General features: G+C 62.0%; 17 protein-coding genes and 3 pseudogenes. 8 read left to right on the forward strand and 12 right to left on the reverse strand.

The features are described 5' to 3' along the window. Window positions 1–222 precede the first annotated feature (222 nt). From Q0D31_RS09935 to Q0D31_RS09950, 5 genes and pseudogenes are all read left to right on the forward strand, one after another. Complete coding sequence (locus Q0D31_RS09935; RefSeq protein WP_291849244.1) at window positions 223–858, forward strand: hypothetical protein; 636 nt, start codon at window positions 223–225, stop codon at window positions 856–858. Window positions 859–1,065: 207 nt separating this feature from the next. Further along, complete coding sequence (locus Q0D31_RS09940; protein WP_291849246.1) at window positions 1,066–4,341, forward strand: RHS repeat-associated core domain-containing protein; 3,276 nt, start codon at window positions 1,066–1,068, stop codon at window positions 4,339–4,341. A gap of 53 nt (window positions 4,342–4,394) precedes the next feature. Continuing rightward, window positions 4,395–4,781: a CPCC family cysteine-rich protein gene (locus Q0D31_RS23990; RefSeq protein ID WP_366518511.1), complete on the forward strand. Its 387-nt coding sequence runs from the start codon at window positions 4,395–4,397 to the stop codon at window positions 4,779–4,781. A 483-nt stretch (window positions 4,782–5,264) separates the two neighbouring features. Next, window positions 5,265–5,747 (forward strand): hypothetical protein, encoded by a 483-nt coding sequence (locus Q0D31_RS09945; protein ID WP_291849249.1) that lies wholly within the window; start codon window positions 5,265–5,267, stop codon window positions 5,745–5,747. 237 nt (window positions 5,748–5,984) lie between these two features. Then, window positions 5,985–6,181: pseudogene (locus Q0D31_RS09950) on the forward strand (hypothetical protein). A 274-nt stretch (window positions 6,182–6,455) separates the two neighbouring features. Here the strand turns inward: Q0D31_RS09950 and Q0D31_RS09955 are convergent. Next, a complete protein-coding gene (locus Q0D31_RS09955) occupies window positions 6,456–8,894 on the reverse strand; it encodes a glycosyltransferase family 41 protein (RefSeq protein ID WP_291849252.1) in 2,439 nt (812 codons plus the stop codon). A gap of 410 nt (window positions 8,895–9,304) precedes the next feature. On the opposite strand from Q0D31_RS09955, the pseudogene Q0D31_RS23995 reads away from it, so the two are divergent. Next, a pseudogene (locus Q0D31_RS23995) lies at window positions 9,305–9,680 on the forward strand (hypothetical protein). A gap of 467 nt (window positions 9,681–10,147) precedes the next feature. On the opposite strand, the gene Q0D31_RS09960 reads toward Q0D31_RS23995, so the two are convergent. The 9 genes from Q0D31_RS09960 to Q0D31_RS10000 all read right to left on the reverse strand — a co-directional run bounded on the left by Q0D31_RS09960 (window position 10,148) and on the right by Q0D31_RS10000 (window position 20,272). Further along, a complete protein-coding gene (locus Q0D31_RS09960) occupies window positions 10,148–11,338 on the reverse strand; it encodes a LysM peptidoglycan-binding domain-containing protein (RefSeq protein WP_291849255.1) in 1,191 nt (396 codons plus the stop codon). Between the two features lie 287 nt (window positions 11,339–11,625). Beyond that, window positions 11,626–12,096, reverse strand: a complete 471-nt coding sequence (locus Q0D31_RS09965; protein WP_291849258.1) for a type II toxin-antitoxin system VapC family toxin — start codon at window positions 12,094–12,096, stop codon at window positions 11,626–11,628. Next, entirely contained in the window at window positions 12,093–12,374 is a 282-nt protein-coding gene (locus Q0D31_RS09970; protein WP_291849261.1) for a hypothetical protein, read from the reverse strand. Before Q0D31_RS09970 ends, Q0D31_RS09965 begins: the two co-directional genes overlap by 4 nt. 85 nt (window positions 12,375–12,459) lie before the next feature. Further along, window positions 12,460–13,563 (reverse strand): murein L,D-transpeptidase family protein, encoded by a 1,104-nt coding sequence (locus Q0D31_RS09975; protein ID WP_291849264.1) that lies wholly within the window; start codon window positions 13,561–13,563, stop codon window positions 12,460–12,462. 45 nt (window positions 13,564–13,608) lie between these two features. Beyond that, the gene (locus Q0D31_RS09980) at window positions 13,609–14,286 is read right to left on the reverse strand and encodes a nitroreductase (protein ID WP_291849267.1); all 678 of its coding nucleotides are present in this window, start codon (window positions 14,284–14,286) and stop codon (window positions 13,609–13,611) included. Window positions 14,287–14,643: 357 nt separating this feature from the next. Next, a complete protein-coding gene (locus Q0D31_RS09985; protein WP_291849270.1) occupies window positions 14,644–17,163 on the reverse strand; it encodes a branched-chain amino acid ABC transporter ATP-binding protein/permease in 2,520 nt (839 codons plus the stop codon). 8 nt (window positions 17,164–17,171) lie between these two features. Beyond that, window positions 17,172–18,050: a branched-chain amino acid ABC transporter permease gene (locus tag Q0D31_RS09990; protein WP_291849273.1), complete on the reverse strand. Its 879-nt coding sequence runs from the start codon at window positions 18,048–18,050 to the stop codon at window positions 17,172–17,174. 108 nt (window positions 18,051–18,158) lie between these two features. Further along, on the reverse strand, window positions 18,159–19,412 hold the full coding sequence (locus Q0D31_RS09995; RefSeq protein ID WP_291849276.1) for an ABC transporter substrate-binding protein: 1,254 nt from the start codon (window positions 19,410–19,412) through the stop codon (window positions 18,159–18,161). 281 nt (window positions 19,413–19,693) lie between these two features. Beyond that, a complete protein-coding gene (locus Q0D31_RS10000; protein WP_291849280.1) occupies window positions 19,694–20,272 on the reverse strand; it encodes a TetR/AcrR family transcriptional regulator in 579 nt (192 codons plus the stop codon). A gap of 125 nt (window positions 20,273–20,397) precedes the next feature. On the opposite strand from Q0D31_RS10000, the gene Q0D31_RS10005 reads away from it, so the two are divergent. Together Q0D31_RS10005 and Q0D31_RS10010 are read left to right on the forward strand one after the other, a co-directional pair. Continuing rightward, entirely contained in the window at window positions 20,398–21,153 is a 756-nt protein-coding gene (locus Q0D31_RS10005; protein WP_291849283.1) for an MBL fold metallo-hydrolase, read from the forward strand. A 31-nt stretch (window positions 21,154–21,184) separates the two neighbouring features. Continuing rightward, window positions 21,185–21,499: a hypothetical protein gene (locus Q0D31_RS10010; RefSeq protein WP_291849286.1), complete on the forward strand. Its 315-nt coding sequence runs from the start codon at window positions 21,185–21,187 to the stop codon at window positions 21,497–21,499. Window positions 21,500–21,654: 155 nt separating this feature from the next. Here Q0D31_RS10010 and Q0D31_RS10015 read toward each other — a convergent pair whose 3' ends face one another. Next, window positions 21,655–22,557 carry a caspase family protein gene (locus Q0D31_RS10015; protein WP_291849289.1) on the reverse strand — a complete coding sequence of 301 codons (903 nt, stop codon included), beginning with the start codon at window positions 22,555–22,557 and terminating at the stop codon, window positions 21,655–21,657. Window positions 22,558–22,838: 281 nt separating this feature from the next. After that, window positions 22,839–24,069: pseudogene (locus tag Q0D31_RS10020) on the reverse strand (zinc-dependent alcohol dehydrogenase). Between the last annotated feature and the right edge of the window lie 57 nt (window positions 24,070–24,126).

The raw sequence follows: 24,126 nt of genomic DNA on the forward strand, positions 1-24,126 counted from the left end.
CGCGGGGCGGAGTGGTGCGGGCTAGGCTTTGCCGTGAGAGTCTTGATCTTAAAGCCTCACCGACGAGCAAAAATAGTGCACACCCAGGGAACGCAACTTCCGCAATTGAGGATTATGCAAAGCCGAAACACAGAAAGATGGAGCGTGATCATGCATAGAAGCCGTACAACTATCTACGTTAGCATTATCATCTCTTTGATTTTTCTGTCGGGATACGTGTTGATGTCGCCGCAGACGGCCGCAGCGCAACCGTTGCCGAACGATTGCCTAGCCAGCTTCAAGACCAAGCCGGATAAGTTCATCGTGTATTATGGTTGGTTGCCAGGCGGTTCTGGCGTGGTTAACGCTATGACGTGTACACGCGCCGAGGTCCTACGGGAGCAGCTTTTCAAACCTGGTGGGGCCGCCGCGTTTTCTGATGCCGATATTCAAACGGCCCTCGCTTATGACAGTCCAGCTGTACGCGCAAAGCAACTGCTTCAGCAAAAAATCAACGAGCTTCGTAACGACAAGCCAAGTAATCTGCGACTTTGGTTTGATACGCAAATGATAGCGATATCAAAGACCCAGATTCTGATCGGGTGCTTGGCGATTGAGACGGGAGTGGGTGCCGGCCTGTGCGGACTTGGTGCGCTACAATTCGTTGTCGCCGCATACGACTTGTGGGACAAGTTGCCGGGAGGGCCGGCTGAACAGCAACGAAACACACTTATCGCTGAAATGGAGAAGGCAATTCGTCAGCTAGATATGGCCATCGCTGACGGCATCACAAGGAAGAACAGCCTGAATAAGGCAAAGCAATTATTGCACAGCGCTCAGGTCGGGCTTTGTGTTGAGATAAAGAAATCTTGCCTCTAGCGGGTTGTTGAAGAAGTCTCTGATCGACGCGCGATCGAGCCGGGCCCTGAAGGTTGCTGAAAGGGACCTCCGGCTGGGGCGCCTTTTTCGAAGACCCTCAAGTTCGCCTGAATCCTCCAAGCTACTCTGGGATACTCGGAGAAGGTTCGACCCCAGTTCCTCTCCCTCCGCCAGCTTCATTTAGGCGCTTATTCTCCGTCTAAATGTATGGGCAATTTAGCCGGCAATCGCAGTGACTTCGCGCTTTGGCTCGTACTGCTCCCCGGCCGCGCGCCCGCATTCTTCTCCGATGGCCTATATATCTCTGAAGCTCTGGACTCCGCGGATTCGGTACGGTTCTCGAAATCCGAGTGTTTCGAGAGGCTTAAAAACACTAATGACGTTCTGCGACCATTTTTCGGCGGTGTTAAAAGAAACGACCCGGACCGGATTTCTGTACTGCCCACCCAGGTCAAGACCACGCCCTATGCCGCAGATGGCACCACTGTCAACGGGCCGGTCTTGCTGGTGTATTTCGACCTGCTCGATCGCGAGACCGCGCGCGAGACGCAAGGCTTTGACGGCGCAGCCGTCCGCGCCACGCGGCAATACGATGCGCTGGGGCGGGTGTCGCAGACCAGCCGACCCTACTTCCTGGCCGGCGGCACGCCGCAGCTCACCACCTACAGCTACGACACGCTCGGTCGCGTGGTAACCGAGACCAAGCCCGACGGCAGCGTGACGCAGACCGTCTATCACGGCCTGACCGTGATCGACACCAATGCGCTGAACCAGACCCGCACGGTGACCAAGAACAGCCAGGGCAAGGTGGTCGCGGTCACCGACGCGCTCGGCAATACCATGACCCACGCCTACGACGCGGTCGGCAACCTGGTGCAGACCACCGATGCCGTCGGCAATGTGGTGACGGCCACCTACGACCTGCGCGGCCGCAAGATCGCAAGCGCCGATCCGGATCTCGGCTTCTGGACCTACACCTACAACACGCTTGGCCAGTTGCTTACCCAGGCCGACGCCAAGGGGCAGATCACGAGCGTCAGCTACGACAAGCTTAGCCGCATGGTGCAGCGGGTCGAGCCCGACATGACCAGCGTCTGGACTTATGACACGGCGGCGAACGGTATCGGCAAGCTGGCCTCGTCGGCCATCGTTGCCGGTCCCGGCAGCGGCTTTGCGCGCAGCGTCAGCTACGACGCGCTGGGGCGGCCCCTGCAGGTATCGACCACCGCCGACGGCGCGACCTATGTGATGGGCGCGACCTACGACGCCCATGGCCGCCTGAGCAAGGTGGCGTATCCCTCGGGCTTCACCGCCCGCTACGGTTACAACAATCTCGGCTACGCCAACCAGCTGCTGGACGATGCAACCAACCAGGTGCACTGGACCGCGAATGCGATGGACGCCGAGCAGCACCTGACGCAGCAGACCGCCGGCAACGGCCTGGTCACCACCCGCAGCTTCAGCGCCACGACCGGACGATTGACCGGCATCGGAACCGGTGGCGGCAACGCGGTGCAAAATCTCTCCTACACCTACGACCCGCTCGGCAACCCGCTGTCGCGCAGCGACGCCAACACCAGCCTCAGCGAGACCTTCACCTATGACGCGCTCAACCGCCTGACCTCGGCGACGGTCAGCCTGAGCCCGGCGCCGCTGGTCAAGACCTTCTCCTACAGTGCGATCGGCAACATGCTGTCGAAGTCGGACGTCGGCAACTACAGCTATGCGCCGCCCGGCTCGCCGCGGCCGCATGCGGTAATGAGCACCAGCGGCGGCACGATCTCGACCACCTTCACCTACGACCCCAACGGCAACCAGACCGCGGGGCTTGGCCGCACCATCGCCTACACCTCCTACAACAAGCCCGCGAGCATTACCCAGGGTGCGCGCACTATCAGCTTCCTCGACGATACCGAGCACCAGCGCTTCAAACAGGTGACGCCGGAAGGGACGACGCTGTATATCGCAGCGTTCGGCGTGATGGCGGAGATCAGCAATCCCGGCACGGCGTCGGCGAAGTGGACCGAGTACCTCTCGGTCGGCAACGCCAAGGTCGGCATGCGCACGCTGCAGGCCGGCTTGGAGACGCTGGCCACGCGCTACTTCCACACCGACCACCTCGGCTCGATCTCCGTCATCACCAACGAGTACGGCGTGGTGGTGGAGCGGCTGTCCTATGACGCCTGGGGCAAGCGCCGCAATCCCGACGGCACCGACGATCCCGCCGGCAGCCTGACCAGCCAGACCACGCGCGGCTTCACCGGCGAGGAGCAGCTCTCGGTGTCCGGGCTGGTCCACCTCAACGGCCGGGTCTACGACCCCCTGCTGGCGCGGATGACCAGCGCCGATCCGTTCGTCACCGACCCGATGAACCCGCAAGGCTGGAACCGCTACTCCTACGTCGGCAACGACCCGCTCGCCTTCACCGACCCGAACGGATACTCATGGCTGTCGAGCTTCTTCCGCAGCGTATCGCACGCGATCAGCGGCGCCTTCCAGGCGGTCACCCACTTCTTCCAGACCAACCCGATCGCGCGGGCGATACTGCAGATAGGTACGACGATCGCGCTGAATGTCATTCTACCCGTGCTCGGCTTTGCCGGCATGGCCCTGGCCGCTACCGCAGCAGCAGGGGGCGCGGCCGTCGCCGCCGGTCTGTCCGGAGGAAATCTCAGCCAAGTGTTGCGATCGGCCGCTATCGCAGGGGTAACCGCCGCGGCGTTCTTCGGGGTGGGTAATGCAACCAATGCATTGGCGAACTACAACCCCGTCGGCGACATGCCCGCGCATTTCCAACCGGCGTTCGGAACGGAGATCCACGCATTCAACGTCGCAGGCCATGCTCTGGTAGGCTGTGCCTCGTCGGTCGCCTCAGGCGGCTCATGCCAGTCCGGTGCGCTTGCTGGTGCAGTCGGCGCCGCGGGGGGACCCCTCATGGGCGGTATGAACGGCGCCCAGAAACTGGTCGCCTCTGCCGTGCTCGGCGGTACCGCCTCCGTCGCCGGCGGCGGCAAATTCGCCAACGGCGCCATCACCGGCGCGTTCGGGTATTTGTTTAATGCCGAGGCAGGACGATTCATCGGAGGTATGGTTGGCGGCGCGGTTGCCGGGCTACTCGGCATCGAGACTGGCCCGGGCGCATTTGCCGCCGCATGGGCCGGTCGACTTATTGGAGGCGAACTTGGCAGCAGGCTGGAAGATGCGTTATGGGGAAACCCAAACTCGCTGCAGAAGCACTTCGATGATCATGGGTCTGATTTTGGCGCGACGGATCCAATCGACTATGCCAATAAGGCATCGCAATTCTTCAAGCAGTCCCAGACCGACGGTCTCCCAACCAAGATTGATTCGTATGGTGTCATTCGCGTTTATGAGCCGGCGACAAACACCTTCGGCTCGTATAACCCCGACGGCAGCACGAAAACGTACTTCAAACCGAGGTCGCCCACCTATTGGAGCAGACAGCCCGGCAAGCTACAGTGAGGGCTCTTCCAAAAAAAAGGCTTAGTCTTGAATCGACTGGTGGTTCGCACGCAATGAGGCACGGAAATCGAGAATACCCCTGCCCATGTTGTGGGTACCTGACTTTTGACCTGCCGCCGGGTTCAGATGAAGTTTGCAGGACTTGCGGATGGCAAGATGATGTTTCTCAGTTGCGGTTTGTTTTGAGCGATGGCGGCGCAAATAGTGCCTCGCTAGTGCAAGCGCAAAAGAATTTCGTTAGAGCGGGCAGAATTAGACGGCCGCGATTGAATGGACGAGACCAGCAAAGGATAAATGAACGAGATCCTTCTTGGAGGATGGTTGATCTAGATCGGGACAACGTTGAGCATGCCTTGTCAGGCGTCGATTACGGCTTGACCTACCCGACCGACCGTACAACCCTCTATTATTGGGGCGCCAACTATTGGAGGAAACGATAAGAGGGTGGCGAACTCCTCCAGTACGCGCTTTGTAGCAAGCAAGGGGATATCAGGGTATCGCGAGTAGCGAGTAGCCGAAACCATGATCGAGGCCAAACTTGAGTGATAAAAGGTTCGAAGTACTTCCAGGATTGTTGGGATCTGGCTGCACTGAGAGGGTAATCGGCTGACAGTGCCGCTCGGAGCGGGCGGCGTCAGGCGGGAGAGGCTTCTTGGCCGTTACAGTTTGGCGGGCAGGCCCCCTCAAAGTTGCTGAAGCGACTCTGGCTGGGGCGCCTTTTCAGAAGACCCTCAAGTCCGCCTGAATCCTCCAAGCTGCTACTGGCTACCCGAAGAAGGTTTGATCCCGGTTCCTCTCCCTCTGCCAACACGATCCTGTGCGACTGAGCACCCTAGTCTGCGATGGGCTACCCGGAGACGGTTCGATCCCAGGTCCTCTCTCTCCGCCAGCTTCATTTAGGCGCTTATTCTCCGTCTAAATGTATGGGCAATTTAGCCGGCAATCGCAGTGACTTCGCGCTTTGGCTCGTACTGCTCCCCGGCCGCGCGCCCGCATTCTTCTCCGATGGCCTATATATCTCTGAAGCTCTGGACTCCGCGGATTCGGTACGGTTCTCGAAATCCGAGTGTTTCGAGAGGCTTAAAAACACTAATGACGTTCTGCGACCATTTTTCGGCGGTGTTAAAAGAAACGACCCGGACCGGATTTCTGTACTGCCCACCCAGCAGGTCCTGGATAACGGTTTCGAGGTCCGTCGTTTCGGCATCGGTTTCCCGCCAGACGCGCCCGTGCCGGCCGAGATCGTCGACCACCAGGTAGACGTTTTGATCTTCGTCATTTGGAACGATCGATGGCGTTCAATGGGACCTACGCATTACAGCAACTCCACGCAACAGAACCGGGATTCAAGTACGGCTTTGGTGATTCGTTCCGCCGCTGGAACCCTCTGCGGCCAACCGAATTAGTTTTCGGCAACAAGGGAGGCGAGGATGGCAGTAAACAAGCCGAAGGGCGATAACGCTCGAAAAGGAGCGGAAAAAAGCGGACCCAGCTTAAAGCCAAGCTCGGCGGCGTGACAGCCTGGACCAAGCGCAGCAAGAAGCCCGGGGAGTTCATGGCTGTGAAAAAATCCGCCGCCAAGAAAACAGCCGCCAAAAAATTCAAAGGCGTAAGGCGGGAGAAGTAGTCCGTGAACAAAAGAGCTGCCGATCAACGGGGTTGAGCCCGACAAGTCTGAGGACGATATCCAGCGCGAACAGCTCGGACCTCGCGGCGTGCCAGTGCTTCTGATCCAGCAAAAATGACGTTTCGCTATCGTCCCGATAGAAGACAGGAGGGCGGATGTACCCCTCTTAGGAAAGGCCTCGTTCCCCAACGGGGCCTTTCGCACGAGTGTTAGGTCATCTCCGGCTTGAATAGCCCACTCGACTGCGCTTTGATCGCCCGGCCGTATTCCGAATACTCGCCGCCGGCCGGGACGGTCTTACGACGCGGATATGGTTTATTCGTCGGCCGTGTCTGCGAGCTCTTTCGATCCTTGCTCGCGCATGGCGATCAACTTTAATTCTAGCGCCCGGACGATCCCCTCGTAGCTCTCACGGGTCAGATGCTCGTCCACCAAATCGGCAAGGACTTCTTAAAACTTTATGGTCGCCTCCATTTTGGACGACGGGTTACGCCGGGCTACGCTCGCAATGGGCGGTCCACATCGCGCGATAGGCGGCATCGACGGCTTGCGCGTAGATCTGGGGATTGCCCGCTGGCGCAGCCTCAATGAGTCTGGGTAGTTCGCGGCGGAGACGTCGAAGATCGTCGAATCCTGTAGCTCGCGTTGCCGCGATTTCGACATAGGCCTGTCCGCTATTCGCGACCCAGTCCGGCAGGCCCAGCGCGGCGAGGATGGCGCCGGCGGCGCGGCCGGGTAAACTGTTGCCTAGCTTTGCCACAACCGGCACGCCCATCTGCAAGGATTCCCAGGTGCTGGCACCGCCATTTTGCGGGAAAGGATCGAGGCAGATATCAACGCGGTTGAATGTTGCGAGGTGGTCGGACCGCGAGCTAGCCCCAATCAGCTCGATACGTTCGGGGGGCAATCCGCAACGCGCGAACCGCGCCAGCAAATTGTCGCGGACAAGCCCATCGTCAAGCGCGAAACTCTTGATCAGCAGTTTCGACTGCGGCACCCGATTGAGGATCTGGGTCCAGGTTTCCGCGGCATTATCCGAAATCTTGCTGATGCGGTTGAATACGCCGAAGGTGATGAAACCGTTGGAGAGCGCCGGCGGTTCCGTATGCGGAATCCCGGATGGCAACGGTTCCAGTGTCACAAAGCAAGGCAGATCGACAATCGCTTCCGCGAACAGGTGCCGAACCTCGAAGGGAATCGCGATCGGGTCAGAGAACAAATAGTCGATCGTCGGCAGTCCGGTGCCGGTGCCATGGCCCCAGCCATGCACCTGAACCGGTGCCGGCTTGCGCGCAAATACGCCGAGCCGGTGCCCCTCGGTATGTCCGGACAGGTCGATCAGGATGTCGATGTTGTCGGCGCGGATCTGTTCGGCGAGACGCGCGTCGCTCCATTGCGATGCGTCGCGCCAACGGTCTGCAATCAGTTGAAACTCCGACGTCGTTGCATCCGCGAACGGCGAGCAAGAGTAGCAGACCGACTCATACAGCGCCTTGTCGTGGTGTTGCAGAACGGGCTTGAAAATGAGCGCCGCGGAATGCTCGCGGAAGTCCGACGAGACATAGCCCAGCACGAGGCGGCGCTGCGGATCGCGACCATTGTCGTGGGCGCCGACGTGCGCTGCCGCGACCTTCGCGCCGACCTGCTCCCACCATGTACGCCGGACCTGCTGATGTTGCGCAACGTCGGCGTCGGCGACGAAATCGAGGGCGAAGATCTTGTTGGAAATCGCTTCCGGGAAATCCGGCTTGATTGCCAGGGCCTTGTCGAAACTGGCGATGGCATCGTCGAACCGGCCAAGCGCCGCGAGGCATTGACCGAGCAGGCTGTGCGCACGAAAGGAATCGGGTGCGATCGCAAGTGCCCTCTCGCAATCGGGCAGGGCTTCGGCAACTCGCTTCGCCTGGATCAAAAGATTGGCGCGCCCGAACCATGCCTCCTCGTTGCCAGGCGCCAACGCGATCACCCGATCAAAGTCTGCCATGGCGTCATCATACCGGTGAAGGTCGAGAAATGTGGCGGCGCGGTTCGCCAGCGCTGGGATATAATCAGGCATGATCGACAGCGCGCGGCTAAAGCTCGCGATCGCTTCGTCATAGTTCCGAAGCTGGCGCATCGTCCCGCCTCGGCCGTTATGGGCCTCGGCAAAGCGTTCATCGATTGCCAGCGCTTTGTCGTAACTTGCGAGCGCCTCATCAAGACGATCAAGCACGAATAGCGCGTTGCCGCGATTGTTCAGCACATGAACGAGGTTTGGATTGATGCCGAGTGCCCGGTCGTAGGTTTCAAGGGCGTCAAGCGGGCGGCCCGCGTCGTAAAGCACGAGGCCTTTGTCGTTGATTATGTCGAGGTGGCGCGGATCGATTGCCAGCGCGCGGTCGAAACTCTCCAGCGCCTCTGTAATGCGCGAAAGTTGCGAAAGCACTAGACCGCGCGCGTGCCAGGCGTTGGCAAAGTCTGCTTTGGCGACGATCGCCTTGTCGTAGTTCTCGACGGCTTCATCGAGATGATTAACGGTTCGGCACAGGTTGCCGAGATTGAACAGGGCAGCGGCGTAATTGGGCCGCAAGGCGATGGCCTTTTGATAGCTCTCGCGAGCCTCCTCATGGCGTTGTAGCCAGTAAAGCGCCACCCCCCGGTTCAATTGGGCCTGGGCGGATCGCGGGTCCACCGTAACCGCCCGGCTTAGCAGGACTTCGGCCTGCTGATAGTTCTTGGCCTGCGACTCTATGGTTCCGAGCAAATGAAGCGCATCGAAATGGTTGGGCGCAAGCTCCAGCAGTTGGTGATAGACGGCCTTGGCATCGGGAAGCAGTCCCGTTTGATGCAGCTGGAGGGCGCGCTCGAGTAATCGCGCCACGTCGGCCTTTTGCCGTTTTTGAAGCCGGGCATTTTGAAATGCCCGCTGCCCTGCTCTGTCGCGCATCAATAGACAGCCCGAATCACCGAGCAACACTCTAGGTCAACGTGTAGAAAAAGGCGATCCAAGGCTTGATTAGAGAGTTCAGGCAACAAATTTGCTCGCGGGGCGCGGGGCGCGGGGCGCGGGGCGCGGGGCGCGGGGCGCGGGGGTGGCGGCATAACGCCCTAAAAATGGGTACTGGCCGAATTAGGCCACTCGCAGATTCAAGACAGGCCACTGAATTTGAACAGCCAGAATGCGAAGGTCCACAGCCCGATGACCACGACGGCCATCGTAGCGTTCTCGCGCCATGAGAGGGGCTTCCTGTCCATCCCGCGACCATAGACGAGAGCTTGGCTTTTCGTCTGTCCGATTTCCGTCTCAGGGGACGGTTAATAGGGCTGTTAAGCGTCCTACGGCGGCGGGGTCCATCCTTGCGGCGGGTCATAGCTCGGGGGTCGCGCGCTAAGGAGGCTGCTCGTGAAGCAGACCGAGCCGAGGCCTACGCCTGGTCGATCCGCATGGAGGGCTATGGCGGGCCAGCACAGCCGTCGCCGACGATCGGGCAATGCCTCAATGGCGGCTTGGGCTGGCTAGAAGTCGAATGCAACCGCTGCAAGACCAGGGCGAGCTTACCGCTCAACGCCATCCGCCGGCCGCGGGACACGCCGATCTGGAAACTGGAAGCCGCGCTGAAATGCCGGTCCTGCAAAAAGGGCCGGTATGCGCCGCCGGTGCACATGATCAAGCTGACCCGCGACGCAGGAGATCACGCCTTACAAGTGGGTGCATCCCGACGAGGGCAGATGAGAGCCCGGCCGCCGGCCCCACCCTCGTGGCAGGGCCTTTTTTTTTGGAGTGCCGCAACACAAGACCCCTTATTTCAGTACCGTTGGGGCTCCGCTTCGGGCCCCATTTGGACCTAGAATCGGAAGAATCCTCGCCCGGCCGCCAGGGGTCTTCTAAACTTGTCTCGCAAGCGGAGAAGGTTGGATCCCAGTTGCTCTCCCTCCGCCAGTCGCTCAATGTGTCCGGCCCGGACACATAGGTAACAATTTGGACCTGAGACATGGGTGACAACTCGTGCCGAACGGGTTGTCGAAGGGTTGGGATGCAGGCAGAGACGTCCGCAGACGGTGACGAGTACACAGTACCTCGCAGTCGTGGCGCGGGCATTCGAGCTTGAACTCGCGAAAGAAAGCGTGACGCCTGCCATCTTTTTTGGAGGCGGTTTCCGGTGCGGCCTTTGCGTCGCAATTCGCCGTCGCAATTCGCCGCTATCGCCGCTCGTCCGGCGTCGGAAGGACAAAGATCTGGCCGGGGTAGATCATGTTGGGATTGCGGATCTGTTCCCGGTTGGCCTTGTAAATGATGGCGTACCGCGTGCCCGCGCCATAGGTGTCGCGGCTAAGACGCCAGAGGCTGTCGCCACGGGAGACCGTGGTGGTCACGATCTTCGGCACGACCACGGTGGAAGTCGAACCCGCGCCCGGCGGGGCGGTCGCGACGGCCGCCGGCGGTGGTTGTCTTGCAGCGCTGGCAATGTCCGGCCGCTCGGCCGCCGCGGCCTGCGCCGGCACGGACGCGGTGACCACCGCGTCGGGAATATTGAACGGCACCTCGGCGCGTGCGCGGACCGCGCCTGAATTCGGCTCCACTTCGTCCAGCCGGACGCGGTAGCGGCCGGGCGTCGCCCCTTCCTTGATCGTGACCGCAAAACGTCCATCCGCGCCGGCCGTCACCGACGCCACAAAGCTGTCGTTGAGATAAAGCCTCACCGCGGCGCCGGGGCGCGCCTGGCCGCTGACATGGAGCTTGCCGTCCGGCTCGGTCTCGACCGTCTCCACGACCACGGCCCCGGCCGTCGGCGTTGGCGCGGCCGGCTGCGACAGCACGACGGTGGGTTTGCCCGGAGTCATCAGCGCCACGACCGGCCGGTCGGTCGGTCCCGGCTCAATGGCCACTGCGACGCTTTGCCTGGACGAAGCCTGCGTGCCGTCCGGCCGCTTCAGGCGCAACGTCAGATCGTAAGTGCCTGCGGGAAGCCGCGGCGGGACCATCACGAATTGTCCGGATTGATCGGCGACCGCGCGATCATGCACCTCGCCGTTGCGCAGCAGTTCCACCGTTGCGCCGGGAGTCGCCCGGCCTGCGATCACGGCTTCGCCCGTCGGCTCGATGCGGGCGACGTCGAACGCCGCCACGTCGTCGCCGCTGTCCGGCGGTACGGGCGATCCGGCCAGCGCGGCTGCCACGGCGTTTGCTTTCACTTGCGCTGCGGCCAGCGCGGCCGGACCCTGATCCCGCGCGTCCGCTGCCGGCTTTGAGACGGCTGGGGCCGCGGTTGCAGCGTTGGTGTCAGCAGGTCGTTCTCGGCGGACGTGCTGGATGGCGAAGACAAGCGCTATGCCAAAGGCGGCAAGCGCCGCAGAGAACACGACTACTCGGCCCATTGATTTCGAAGTCATCACGTTACTCCGTCGGTCGGAGCGTTGGCTCCCCGACATTATACAGCATTTTCCAGCGGAGTGCGTACCGTTCAAATGCCGCGAATCGGGCCAGACCCGCCTGCGCCGGGATGGTGCCAGGTGGTTGGCCTTAAAGACGGGGTTGTCGTTGTTTCGTCCGCCGGGGCCCATCGAAAAAGCCCTGCCGGCCGTTCCACGCTTCCAGTATGCCGGGTTACTCCCCGCCACGTCGGCCTACGCGGAGAGGTTCGATTCATGTTCCTCGCCCTCCGTCATCGCTCAAGAATCTATGCATGCGCCGCTCTGGCCGAGCGCCGCGGATGTTGCGATCCACGGTCGTTTTCGGCGCCATTGAACGGGTTGAACACGGATGCGCCCAGACCGGCGACGTTGCGGTCGTTGCGCGTCACCAGCGTCAAGCCATTGGTCAACGCAGTCGCCGCGAGCAGACCATCGATAGCCGGAACGGGCCTGATGGCGCTCATACGCCCCCATTGATCGGACACCGCGTTGTCGATGCCGAGCACGCGCCCATTGAATGCCGCCTCTATTTCCCCCAACCAGCGTTCGAGCGCGGCTGCCCTGCCCGGGTCCCGAGGGCGCGCAAGTTCAATGCCCTTTCGGATCTCACCAAGGACGAGCGTGCTCAGGAACAGATCCGCATCGGCAATAGAGGCATACCAGGCCGACACATGGAGGTCGCAACGCGCGCCCTTTCGGACCTCGGAAATGATGTTGGTATCGATCAGGTAGCTCATAGATCGACGTCACGTCCGGGAGCGGCGCTACGATCGAGGTCGATCCCGTCAAGCGGCGCGGACGCAAGAAGCGCTTTCAGACTCACTTTGGGCGGCTCGCCAAAACGTTGTTGAAGAAGCCTGCGCGCCTCAGACTGGCGCAAAGGATCGGACAAGGCCGCGGCAACACCGCGGACCAGGCTCGCATCGTCCTTGCGAACACGGACCTCGACCCGCACGAAACCCCGGCGCTCCATGCGTGCGCGGTGCGTCGCAAGAGGGGATTTTGCCTTGCCCATTTCTGTCCCTCCAGATTTCCGGAAATAGTACCGGAAATCGTGAGAAGGCGCAAGTCAGCAGTTGCTGCGCCTCGGCCAGTTCCGGTTAGCACCGGCTCGATCGGAAGCTGGCACGAGCCGCATCACACACTGCCGGATTGGAGAACGAGGCGCCAAACCATTTGCTGGTCAACGAGCCATCGTTGTCGATCCAGGGGATCGGGGGCATTTGCGGCAGGTAGGAGGCGTACGGCATTACCATCGCAAGCGTCACTCTGCCTGGAAACCGTGCGAGGAAAGCCTTGTTCATTCCGCCGTCCAGTCCGCTGTAGATCGGGGCAACTGGCAAATTGTCTTCAAGCAATTGCGCATAGGCGATCTCGTCGGCGCGCCTCTTCACCTGGGCTCGTCGCGCGATTTCCGGATTGACGACGAAGGGGGGGCATTTTCCGGCGGGATTGAACACCGGAGGGTGCGGCGAATTTGGGGGAGGCTGCGCATCGAATACATAGCGGCGGTTGCACACATCCACCTTGGGTTCGAGTTGCGTCGTCTCGAAATGATCGTTGCCGACCTTGAGCATTTTCCAGAAGGCCAGGTTGGGATTATTTCGATGCCGCGCCAGATTCGCCGGCGTCAGGCGGAACGGATAGGCCTGGACCTGGAACGACGGCCGGCCGCTGCGGAATGAGTCGCGCGCCAGCGAATAGATCTCGCTGATCTGCTCGTCGGTCATGGCATAGCAACCGCTCGACCAGCAGTCGCCGTGGATCATGAGGAAGCTGCCGTCGCGCTTGTTCGCCTTGTCGAATTTATTGGGATAGCCGAGGTTGATCGAAAGATAGAAGTTGGAGTTGGGATTCATCATCTCAGGTGTGACTGCATAGAATCCTTCCGGCGCCTGTCGGTCGCCCTCGTACAATTTCGGCCCGAGATCGCCCGACCACCGGCAGATCGGATAGGTCTTGAGGATCTGGAAGCGGCCGGTGGTGTCCTGTTTCCAGACTTCGAGCTCCGCCTCTTCCTTGAAAAGACGCACAACGATCGGCGAATATTTCGGCATCTTCTTCTGTTCGAGCAGCGCGAGCAGTTCGGCCGGCAGTTCCTGTGTCGCCTTGGCCGGCAACGGCTTCTTGCTTTCGCCAAGGCACGTGACCGGCGTCAAGGCCGCGGCAAGAGCCGCCGCCAATACGAGTGCACGTCGGGCCATGGTGAGGATCACTGCTGTATCTCCAGCCCTTCCGCCCGCGCGCCGCTATTTCTCGAACCCGACGAACACCGTTGCCTCCTCAACCGACTTCCGCTCCGACACCACCGCATTTGCCGGAAAAGTCTCATCCGGCCAGCCCAGCGCGATGCTTTTCATGATGACCTGATCGTCGGCTATTCCGGCGTGCTCGCGCACCACGGGGGATTGCATGATGCCCTGGCTGTTGATCACGGCGCCGAGCCCGCGCGACCAGGCGGCATTGACCAGGGCGGTCGCCACGGCGCCGCAGTCGAACGGCGTATCGTCGCTGCCGTCAAGCACGCGGTCATAGGTGATGATCACGCACACAGGCGCGTCGAACTGGCGGAAGCCGCGTAGCACCCAGTCCTGGCGCTTGTCCTTGTTGTCGCGCTCGATTCCCATCGCGGAGAATAATTGCTTGGCGACGCCGACCTGCCGGTCGCGGTGCTTGCCGGCAAAGGGCTGGCCGGTGCGGAACTCGCGCGACTGCGGGATGCCCGCCACCATCCGTTCGGTATTGCCGGCGCGGATCCGGTCCAGCGGCTCGCCGGATATGACATAGAAGTTCCAGGGCTGGGTGTTCATCGACGACGGCGCGCGCATCGCCAGGCCGATGATTTCCGCAATCAGCTCTTTCGGCACTGGATCGGGTTTGTAACCGCGGATACTCCGGCGGCCGAGGATGACGTCGTCAAACTGCATCGGTTTGGGATTCTCCGGATAACGTCTCAGAAGCTGCCACGATGCAGCATCCGATCACAGGTGAGGGGGCGCCCGACGTGACACCGGACAGCATCCGTTGCGTTCCTGCGGTCGTTCATCGGATTTTGCGATGATGAAATTGTGCTGCTGATTTGCCCGACGAGTCAAGTTTTCGGTCCAAACCGTCGGCCGCGGCCGCCGCCGGCTACTTTGCATGGGGTTGTTTTCGATATTTTGGCGGTACCGTGCCGGAGCGTACCCAAGAAACGTACCCAAGAAACGTATCCAAGACATGGGTGACAACCCCGTGCCCCCGGGTCGCCGAGGGATTGCAGGGCCATCCGCGCCAGGTCGCTTTCACAGCCACAGCACCTTGCGGCGGAGGTCGAGGTCGTGGCGGAGGTCTTTCGACGGCCCCTGATGGATCACCCGGCCGCGCTCCAGCGCCACCGTGGTGTCGGACAGCGCCAGTGCCAGATCGAGATGATGATCGACGATGATGATCGCGATCTCCCGGCGCAGCCGGTCGAAGGTCTCGAACAGCTGCTCGACGATGTTGGGGGCGAGCCCTTCGAAGGGTTCATCGAGCAGCAAGACCCGGACGTCGCCTGAAAGCGCGCGAGCCACCGCGACCATCTGCTGCTCGCCGCCCGAAAGATAATCCGCCGGGCTGTCGAGCCGTTCGCGAATCCGCGGGAAGTATTCGTAGATGCGCTCCCGGGTCCAGTGCACGCCATTGCCGGTCTGGCGCTTCAGCCCGCCAAGCTCCAGATTCTGCTCGACGCTCATGCCCGCGAACAGCCCGCGGCCCTGCGGCACGTAGCCGATCCCGAGCCTCGCATTCTGCGCCGACGATTGGCCTATAAGCTCGCTGTCGGCGAGCTTGATCGATCCGTTTGATGCCGGCGCGATGCCGACCAGCGTCTTCAGCAGCGTGGACTTGCCGGCGCCGTTGCGGCCCAGCAGGGCCATGATCTCGTTCTCGTGCAGCGTGAAGCTGACATCGTCGAGAATGTGGCTCTTGCCGTAAAAAGTGTCGACATGGCTGACCGTCAGCAGCGCGTTGGCGCGGGCGGCGGTTTCCCGCGGGCGCGCCGCAACCGCGGTGGCGCCGGAACCGATATAGACTTCCTGCACCTTGGCGCTGGCTCGCGCTTCCTCGACGGCGCCGTCGAGCAGGACCCGGCCTTCGTTCATGACCGTGACATGATCCGCCAGTTGAAACACCCGGTCGATGTCGTGCTCGACCAGCAGCACCGGCAGATCCGCCGAGATACGCTTGATGATGGCGCCGATCCGCTCCCGCTCCGCCGCAGCAAGCCCGGCCAGCGGCTCGTCCAGCAGCAGCACGCGCGGCGCGGTGGCGAGCGCCACGCCCATGTCGAGAAGGCGCTGGCCACCATAGGACAGGTTGCCGGCTTCGACCGTTTCAATGCCCGCCAGACCGAGATAGCGGGTCACAGCGTCGGTCTCGGCATTGATAGCGCCGATCGACAGCGCATTGGTGAGCGGATCGAAGCGGCGCGGATGCCGCGCCTGCACCGCGAGGCGGATGTTTTCGCCGACGCTGAGCGCCGGAAAAAGGTTGGTGATCTGGAACGAGCGGCCGATGCCTGCGCCGGCGATCTCCTCCGGCGTGTGTCCGGCGATCGGCCGGCCCATCAGCGACACCGCGCCGTCGTCCGGCGGATACATGCCCGACAGCAGGTTGAACGCCGTGGTCTTGCCGGCGCCATTCGGGCCGATCAACGCATGCAGCGTGCGGTCGGCGATCGAGATGTCCATGCCCTGAACGGCCTTGATCCCGCCAAAACTCTTGATGATGTGACGTGCGGCAAGCACCGGTCCGTCAATGCGGGTTTGCGGCCGCAAGAATTCAGGCAGCGGCAGGGCTTCGATGCGACGCGCGGACATCGCGGCATCTTCCGTCGTCTTCTTGCGAAACGGCGCCATCAGCCGCTCGCCGACACCGATCAAGCCGGTCGGTGAAAACACGATGAAGCCGACAAATACCAGACCGAACCAGAACAGCCAGTTCTCGGTATAGATCCCCAGAAATTCGCGGAACAGGATGAAGAACAGCGCCCCGAGCGCCGGGCCGAGAAAACTGCGCATCCCGCCGATCACCACCATCGCCAGCAGTTCACCGGAGAATGCGACCGAGATCGGATCCGCGGAGGTCATGCGGTTTTGATAGAGCAGCAGGACGCCGGCAAGTCCGGTGATCCCGGCGGACAGAACGAAGGCGGCCAGCTTGTAGCGGTTGGTCGGGTAGCCGAGAAAACGCGCGCGCTGCTCGTTCTCGCGGATCGCCACCAGCACGCTGCCGACCGGCGAGTTGTGGAATCGCCACAGCAGGACCAGCGCGGCGAGGGCTATTGCCGCGACCAACCAGTAGTAGTTGGTGGAGGATTCCAGATTGAAGCCGAACAACGTCGGCCGCGTGATGCCGCCGAGACCGTTTTCGCCGCCGGTGACCTCGGTCCAGCGAAACGCCACCGCGTACAGCATCGCCGCCAGAGCCAGTGTAAGCAGAGAGAAATAGACGCCGCGCCGTCGGAGAATCAGGAAGCCGAACGCCGCCGCGATCACGATGACGCTCAGGACGCCGACCAGGGCCGGGCCGAAGAAGGAGTCCGGCATCCAGTTTCGCTGCAGCAGGGCGGCGCCATAGGCGGCAAGGCCGAACCACGCGCCATGGCCGAAGGACACCAGGCCGGTGTGGCCGACCAGAATGTTCAGCGCCATGCAGGCGAGCGCGTAAATGACGACCTCGGAGGCCGAGGTCATGGTCAGGCCAAGCCCGAGCAGCACCGGCGGCAGCAGCAGCAGCCCGACGGCGGCGATCAACAGCGGCAATGGCAGGTGCTTGGACATTCCGGCGCCTACTCGAACCGCGTGATGCGTTCGCCGAACAGACCGCGTGGCCGGAACAGCAATACCAGCAGCATCAACAGATAGATCGCCGCGGTGGAGGCGGCGGAATAGCCGATCCCGACCATCACGCCCTTGACGAGCCCGACCAGCAACGCCGCCGCGACCACGCCCCAGAACGATCCAAGGCCGCCGATGACCACGACCACGAACGCCGGAGTGATGATCTCCTGGCCCATCGCGGGATGGATCGAATAGATCGGCGCCAGCAACACGCCGGCCAGGCCAGCGAGCCCGATGCCGAGCGCCGCCACGGCGGACATGTAGGGCTGCAACGAAATGCCGAGCGCGCCGACCATGTCCGGATTTTGAACGCCGGCGCGGACCACGCGGCCAAACGAACTCCTTTGCAGCAGCAGCCACAGGCCGGCGATGCAGGCCGCGGCAATGCCGAGCAGGACCACGCGATAGAACGAGTAGATGAAGCTGCCCAACTGCACCTGTCCGCGCAGCCATTGCGGAATCGAATAGGACAATGGCGGTGCGCCGAAGATCATTCGCAGCGCCTGCTCCGCCACCATGGCAAGGCCGAACGTCATCAGCAGCGAAAGGATCGGATCGGAACGATAGAAACGGCTGAACAAGGTGCGCTCGATCACCACGCCGAGCAGCGCCACCACGACCGGCGCCGCCACGAATGACCCGCCGAAGCCGAGATAGGGCGACAGTACCAGCGTGAGATAGGCGCCGATGGCGTAGAACGCGCCGTGCGCGAGATTGACGATGCCGCCAAGCGAGAAGATCAGCGAGAGGCCCAGCGCGATCAGCAGATAGTACACGCCGTCGAGCAAGCCGTTGAGGATTTGCTGGGCCAGTAGTACGGCGGACATCAAGCTGGTCCCGTTGCTGAATGTGCGGCGGCGCGCGCCGGGGGATTGTTGACGAGATAGGGAGGTGACGTCGCTCCGGAACTCCGGAGAGACGTCACCATCGGCCCGTCAGCTCGGGAACGTGCAGCTGTTCTCCTCTTTGGTAGCGGCGATCACTTCGAGTTCCTCGGAAGGACCCGGGACCGCCGGACTGGAAGAGTAGATGTCCCACTGGTTCTTGATCTTGTCGGCGGGCAGCGCTGTGACCGTGTACATCTCGTGCATCAACTGATGGTCCGAACCGCGGAAATAGCCGGGCCGGGTCTTGAGCAGGTCGAATTTCGCGCCCTTCTCGAAATGCTCGATGATCTTCGGCGATTCCGCCGATTTGAGTTCGTTGATGGTCTGCGCCACGATCTTCAGGGCGATGTAATCGCCCCAGGCCTGGTTCTCCGGCGGCTTGTTGTATTTCTTGGTGAAGGCCGCCACGAACGCCTTGCTGCCGGGGGTGTCGATCAGGTGATGCCAGACCACTGGCCAGGTGCCGACGAAGTTGCCCTTGCCCGCCGCCCAGGCCAGTGCGGTATCGAAGCCGAACCCCCCGACCGGGATGGTGAGGCCGAACTCCGCATACTGCTTGAGGAAATTGGTGGTCTGGTTGCCGGCCAGATTGATCGCGACGAGGTCAGGTTTGGCCTCGCGGATCTTCAGCAGATAGGCCGAGAAGTCGGCGGCGTCGGTCGGCACCAGGTCGTCGCCGGCGAACTGGCCTCCATTGGCTTCCATGAAGCGTTTGGAAACCTTGAGGAGATCATGGCCGAAAGCGTAGTCCGCGGTCAGCGAATACCACTTCTTGCCCTTGACCAGGCCATCGCGCAGCAGCGAGCGGCCGACGGTCTTGACGTACATCGAATTCTGCGACTCGACGTGGAACATATAGCGCTGGCAATCCTTGCCGCGCAACGCGTCGGAGTTGCCGCCGGTGTTGATGTAGAGGGTCTTGGTGCGCGAGGCGACCTGCGCGATGGTCAGGCACGAGGCTGATGAAATCTCGCCGATGATGCAGGCGACCTTGTCGCGCTCGATCAGCCGCTCCGCCTTGGTCGAGGCGGTTTGCGGATTGACCGAGTCCTCTTTCAACAGCTCGACCTTGCGACCCGCCATGCCGCCGGCGGCATTGATTTCCTCCACCGCAAGGTCGGCGGCCATCACGGCATACTCGCCGAGCGGTCCGAGAAAACCGGTGCGGGGAGTCAAATGGCCGATCTTGATGACCTCGGCGGTTTGCGCCCGCAGAACGGCCGGCGCGGAAATTCCTGACAGCAGCGCAATGCCGCCGGCGGTCTTCAACAGCCTGCGGCGCGTGACTTGATTGTTGGACATCGGCCTTCATCTCCCTGGTGCGGCCGCATGGGCTGCCGCTATTTGTTCTTTCGGCGGGTACCGCGCGGTTCGTCATGAACCGCTTTGCACCGCTTGCCGTGCTCTCCGTCTCAGCAGTACGAGGGTTGCAAAAGTCTGAGCCGTTGTCGAGGAGGATCATCCGCAAACCCGGATGCACGGGGCAAGTGAAACCGATCAAATCCCTCCCGCCTGATCGCGGCTGGACCTCCCATTCTGTCAACGAGGTTGCGGGCCTGCCGACCGTGGGGTCGTTCGCTTGCTCAGGTCTCTTGCACGGCTTCGATCGCCTGCACCATCGCATTGACGGCGGCGGCCTCCTTCAGTCCGGCCTCCTGCACCAGCGTCCGCCAGGTGTGAAAGCTGAGCGCAAGCTGCAGCATCGCGCGCTGCTTCGCATCGAGATTCGCGCCGAGCACCTCGTGCCAGCCGACGACAACAGGTGCAACCCGCAAGCTGACCACCTCGCGCGTCGTCGCATGGTGTTCCACGTCGCGCACCAGGCAGGTCATCAGCGAGGCGTGGCGTCCGTACCAGCCGTAAACCGCGGTGAGGCCGGCGCCAAGCCGCTCGCTGGTGCCGGTGATGCCGGACCATGCCGCAGCGTCGGGAAGCGGATCGAGCATGTAGACATGCCCCGAGCAGGCCATGGCGAGCGCGAGTTCGTCGGGGAAATGCGCATAGAGGGTGTGGCGCTGCACGCCGGCTTTTTCCGCCACCATGCTGAAGGTGGTGCGGGCCGGGCCGAGCGTCGAGTGCAGGTCGACCGCCGCCTCGACAATGCGGTTGCGGGTCTCGGCCTGCTGCTCGGCGCGCTTTTTTAGCGTGTAGGACCTCGCCATATTTTCAGTACACAATCTTGTGCAGTCATATTGACAGCCGCCTCAGATATCACTACACACATATGTACTGCCAAATTAGGCGATTGTCCACCCCTGGTGGCCGCCCCAATTGCTGGAGAAAAGTCATGGAAACCAAGATCGCTGAAATCGCCGCCGGGATCTACCGGCTCTCGACCTTCGTACCCGACATCGCGCCGCCGGCGGGCTTTGCCTTCAATTCGTTCCTGATCCGCGGCGAGCAGCCGCTGCTGTTCCACACCGGGCTGCGCAGGATGTTTCCGCTCAACCGGGACGCCGTCGCCAGGCTGATGCCGGTCGAAAAGCTGCGCTTTATCGCGTTCGGCCATTACGAGGCTGACGAGTGCGGCGCCATGAACGAGTGGCTGGCGGTGGCGCCGAACGCGCAGGTCATCCATGGGCAGACGGGCGTCATGGTGTCGCTCAACGACATGTCCGACCGTGCGCCCCGCGCGCTGGCGGACGGTGAAGTGACGGACCTCGGCGGCGGAAAGCGGGTGCGCTACATCGACACGCCGCACACGCCGCACGGATGGGATGCCGGCGTGATGTATGAGGAATCGACCGGCACGCTGTTGTGCGGCGACCTGTTCACGCAGCTCGGTGATAACCCGCCCTTGACCTCCGGCGACATCGTCGGTCCGGCGATCGCAGGCGAAAACCTGTTCCAGTATTCGGCGCTCAGTCCCGGCATGGGTTCGGCGATTCGCCGCCTCGCGCCGCTGAAGCCAACGACGCTCGCGCTCATGTACGGGCCCTCGTTCCAGGGCGACGGCGCGGCCGCCCTCAACGCGCTGGCCGACGACTACGAGCGGCGCGCCGGCGAGCGCTGGGCCGAACTGATGCAGACCAGGGCGGCGTAGCCGCCGCTCTTCCCACCACAGGAGAAATCCAATGTCTCGCAGATCCAAGCGTTCGATCGCGTCCGCGTTGGCCATTCTATTCGCGAAGCTGGCGCTGGCATCGCTGTTCATTCCAGAGGCAGGACGTGTCGACGCCTCGCCGTCACTGCGGTCAGGCGAACCGGGCCGCCCTCACGTCTGCCGCGGCAAGAAAATACACCGCGGCAGCGAGCTGGTGTTCGCTGAAACGTATATCCGCCTTCCCGCCGCAACGTGCGGGACCAACGGCGCGATGTGCAAGACGAAGACGCCGGACGCCATAGGGATCGACCCTGTCCGGCCTGAGATGCCCGGCACGGTGTATTGACGCGAACTGATGGAGAGCGAGGTGGTGCGCCTGTGATCACGCCCCGGCGCACCACGCGACGTCGTCACCAATCGGACCGACGCCGGCCAGATTCTCGCCCTTCAGAACACGGCCGGTGTAGCGCGAAATCAATCGCTCTCTGCGAGGCGGTGGCTTTACCTCGGCGCCACCAGCGCTGGGTTTTCGGTGACAATCGGTGCGATGGACGCCGTCGTCAAATCGGGGTCACTGTCGGGGCTGAAGTGCACGTCCTCCAGGAGCGAGGAGGATACCGACGGCATCTGCGCGCCATTGGAGGAGCGAAAGACGGCGACGCGGGTCTTGTTGAAGACGCCCTCAGCGCTAACATGCACATTGAGTTCGTTGAGCAACTCAGTAACGAGCACGCTGTGATCGCCCTCCGTGTCATCGGCGACCTTGCCAGGCGTGTTCGACGAGATGATGAGCGCGTTGTTGGGCGCGTTGACTGGCGCAAGCCCGTGCGAGTAGGAGCGGAAACGGCGTTCATAGGGATTGCGCCGAGACGCGTCGAGGACGGCCAACGTGGCGCGAGCGCCCCGCTCCTTGATGGCGTGGAGCACGGTTTCGACGGACATGCCCTCGTGGCGCACATCAGCTTCCTTCCAGATCACCGCATCGGTCGGGATCATGTAGGTTTCGTGGCGGGACTGCACCCCATAGCCGCCGAAAAACAACATCACGACGGATCCCGGCTTGATCCTGGATTTTAGCCGCTCGACCGCGCGAGCCATATCTGCCTTGGTGGCGTCCTCCACCACATCGACATCGAATCCGTGGCGGCGCATGGCATAGGCCAGACCGGTGGCGTCGTTGATGGGTTGGTTTAGTGGTTCGGCGGCGTCCGGGTAATTGCTATTGCCTATGATGAGCGCGAGCTGGATCGCGCTGACGGTTTCCTCGGTAGACACCACCTTTGTGGCTTCTGGGGTGTGCAGGTCAAAAGCTGCACTCGCGCCGATCGCCAGCAATGCCACGCCGATAAAACTGCAAGTAGCGGCAAGCAAGTGGCGAACACTGTAGAGCTGCGTCACTTTCATTTCATCCCCCAACTGAACTGCGAGAACTCCCATACTTCAAAAGCGTTTGTGGCATGATCGCGCACGAAGATCACAATCAGTCGCGAACAGCCATTTCCCCCGTCACTCGAAGAGCATGCGTCAAATTTCTTGCGCCCAGGTTAGGCAACGTGGTTTCCCGTCATCTGCAGTGTTTGGTAAATAAACCATGCGAGATGCGCTACCTGGACGCTCGCAGCGGCAATAACACCCCGGGCACAAAGGTGAGTTCACCGATGTGCCCGGCGGCGCCGATGGCCGGATCAAGCCGACTGTTTTTGACGTTCGCCACGATCCTTTGCCATTGCCGGCCCAGTCCCGTGCGGGAACATGACGACCTTGACGCAGCCGTCGTCCTTGGCACGGAAGGTCTTGTACAGATCAGGCCCGTCGCCGAGATCGGCGGTGCGGTGGCTGATGATCATGGTGGGATCGACCTTGCCCTCCTCGATTAGCCGCATCAGCTTGTCCATGTACTTGTGGACGTGAGTCTGACCGGTCTTCATGGTCAATCCCTTGTTCATGAAGGCTCCTACCGCGGTCGGCACCGCGGATCCCATGTAGACCCCGGGCACCGAGACGACGCCTCCGGGCCGGCATGTCAGGATAGCGTCATTCAAAGCGTAAGGACGATCCGCTGCGGAGACGGTCTCCTGCACAGCCGAGGTCACCTTCTGCATCATCGTTTCCGTCGCCGTGCTTTCCATGCCCACCGCCTCGATCACGGCGTCCGGCCCCATTCCCCTGGTCAGCGCCAGGATCTGCTCGTGGACGCTGCCCTTCGTGAAGTCGATGACCTCGGCACCGAGCCTGCGCGCCAGGTCCATCCGTTCCTTGATCGAATCCACGGCAATTACCCGGCCCGCCCCGAGCACGAAGGCCGACATGATCGCAAACAGGCCGACCGGACCGCAGCCCAACACCGCGATGGTCTGCCCCTGCTTGATGTCGCAGTTCTCGGCCGCCATGTAGCCGGTCGGAAAGATGTCCGACAAGAACAGGACCTGTTCGTCAGAATACCCATCCGGGACGATAAAGGCGCCGAAGTCGGCAAACGGGATCCGCGCGTATTCCGCCTGCCCGCCGGCATAGCCTCCCGTCATGTGAGAATAGCCGAGGGCGCCGGCCACGCCGTAGCCCAGCGCCTTCGCCTGTTCCTTGGCGTTCGGGTTCGACCGTTCGCAGCAGGAATACAGTTCCATCCTGCACATCCGGCATTTCGCCGCAAGCTAGGCAGAACGGTATCACCACCCGGTCGCCAACCTTCAGGCGCTTGTTGTCGCGACCGACCTCGACCACCTCGCCCATGCATTCGTGCCCAAGCACATCGCCCGACTTCATCGTCGGGACGAAGCCGCCCATGAGATGGAGATCGGAACCGCAAATCGCGCACGCGGTCACCTTGATGATGGCGTCGCGTCCGTCCTCGATTTTGGGGTCTGGAACGGTGTCGCAACGGATGTCACCGCGACCGTGGTAGACCAAAGCTTTCATGACTAACTCCGGGATTGAGCAATACCCCGGAGCTAACATGGACGTACGAACGAGGTT

This window comes from Bradyrhizobium sp. (assembly GCF_022844465.1).
In the GTDB taxonomy this organism is placed as follows: domain Bacteria; phylum Pseudomonadota; class Alphaproteobacteria; order Rhizobiales; family Xanthobacteraceae; genus Bradyrhizobium.

Coding starts and splice junctions, on each gene's coding strand:
- Q0D31_RS09985 (WP_291849270.1), bottom strand. CDS start 17,163: ATGTCCAAGCACCTGCCATTGCCGCTGTTGATCGCCGCCGTCGGGCTG.
- Q0D31_RS09990 (WP_291849273.1), bottom strand. CDS start 18,050: ATGTCCGCCGTACTACTGGCCCAGCAAATCCTCAACGGCTTGCTCGAC.
- Q0D31_RS10005 (WP_291849283.1), top strand. CDS start 20,398: ATGGAAACCAAGATCGCTGAAATCGCCGCCGGGATCTACCGGCTCTCG.
- Q0D31_RS10015 (WP_291849289.1), bottom strand. CDS start 22,557: ATGAAAGTGACGCAGCTCTACAGTGTTCGCCACTTGCTTGCCGCTACT.
- Q0D31_RS10000 (WP_291849280.1), bottom strand. CDS start 20,272: ATGGCGAGGTCCTACACGCTAAAAAAGCGCGCCGAGCAGCAGGCCGAG.
- Q0D31_RS09955 (WP_291849252.1), bottom strand. CDS start 8,894: ATGCGCGACAGAGCAGGGCAGCGGGCATTTCAAAATGCCCGGCTTCAA.
- Q0D31_RS09965 (WP_291849258.1), bottom strand. CDS start 12,096: ATGAGCTACCTGATCGATACCAACATCATTTCCGAGGTCCGAAAGGGC.
- Q0D31_RS10010 (WP_291849286.1), top strand. CDS start 21,185: ATGTCTCGCAGATCCAAGCGTTCGATCGCGTCCGCGTTGGCCATTCTA.
- Q0D31_RS23990 (WP_366518511.1), top strand. CDS start 4,395: ATGAGGCACGGAAATCGAGAATACCCCTGCCCATGTTGTGGGTACCTG.
- Q0D31_RS09995 (WP_291849276.1), bottom strand. CDS start 19,412: ATGTCCAACAATCAAGTCACGCGCCGCAGGCTGTTGAAGACCGCCGGC.
- Q0D31_RS09970 (WP_291849261.1), bottom strand. CDS start 12,374: ATGGGCAAGGCAAAATCCCCTCTTGCGACGCACCGCGCACGCATGGAG.
- Q0D31_RS09940 (WP_291849246.1), top strand. CDS start 1,066: ATGGGCAATTTAGCCGGCAATCGCAGTGACTTCGCGCTTTGGCTCGTA.
- Q0D31_RS09935 (WP_291849244.1), top strand. CDS start 223: ATGTCGCCGCAGACGGCCGCAGCGCAACCGTTGCCGAACGATTGCCTA.
- Q0D31_RS09960 (WP_291849255.1), bottom strand. CDS start 11,338: ATGACTTCGAAATCAATGGGCCGAGTAGTCGTGTTCTCTGCGGCGCTT.
- Q0D31_RS09980 (WP_291849267.1), bottom strand. CDS start 14,286: ATGCAGTTTGACGACGTCATCCTCGGCCGCCGGAGTATCCGCGGTTAC.
- Q0D31_RS09975 (WP_291849264.1), bottom strand. CDS start 13,563: ATGGCCCGACGTGCACTCGTATTGGCGGCGGCTCTTGCCGCGGCCTTG.
- Q0D31_RS09945 (WP_291849249.1), top strand. CDS start 5,265: ATGGGCAATTTAGCCGGCAATCGCAGTGACTTCGCGCTTTGGCTCGTA.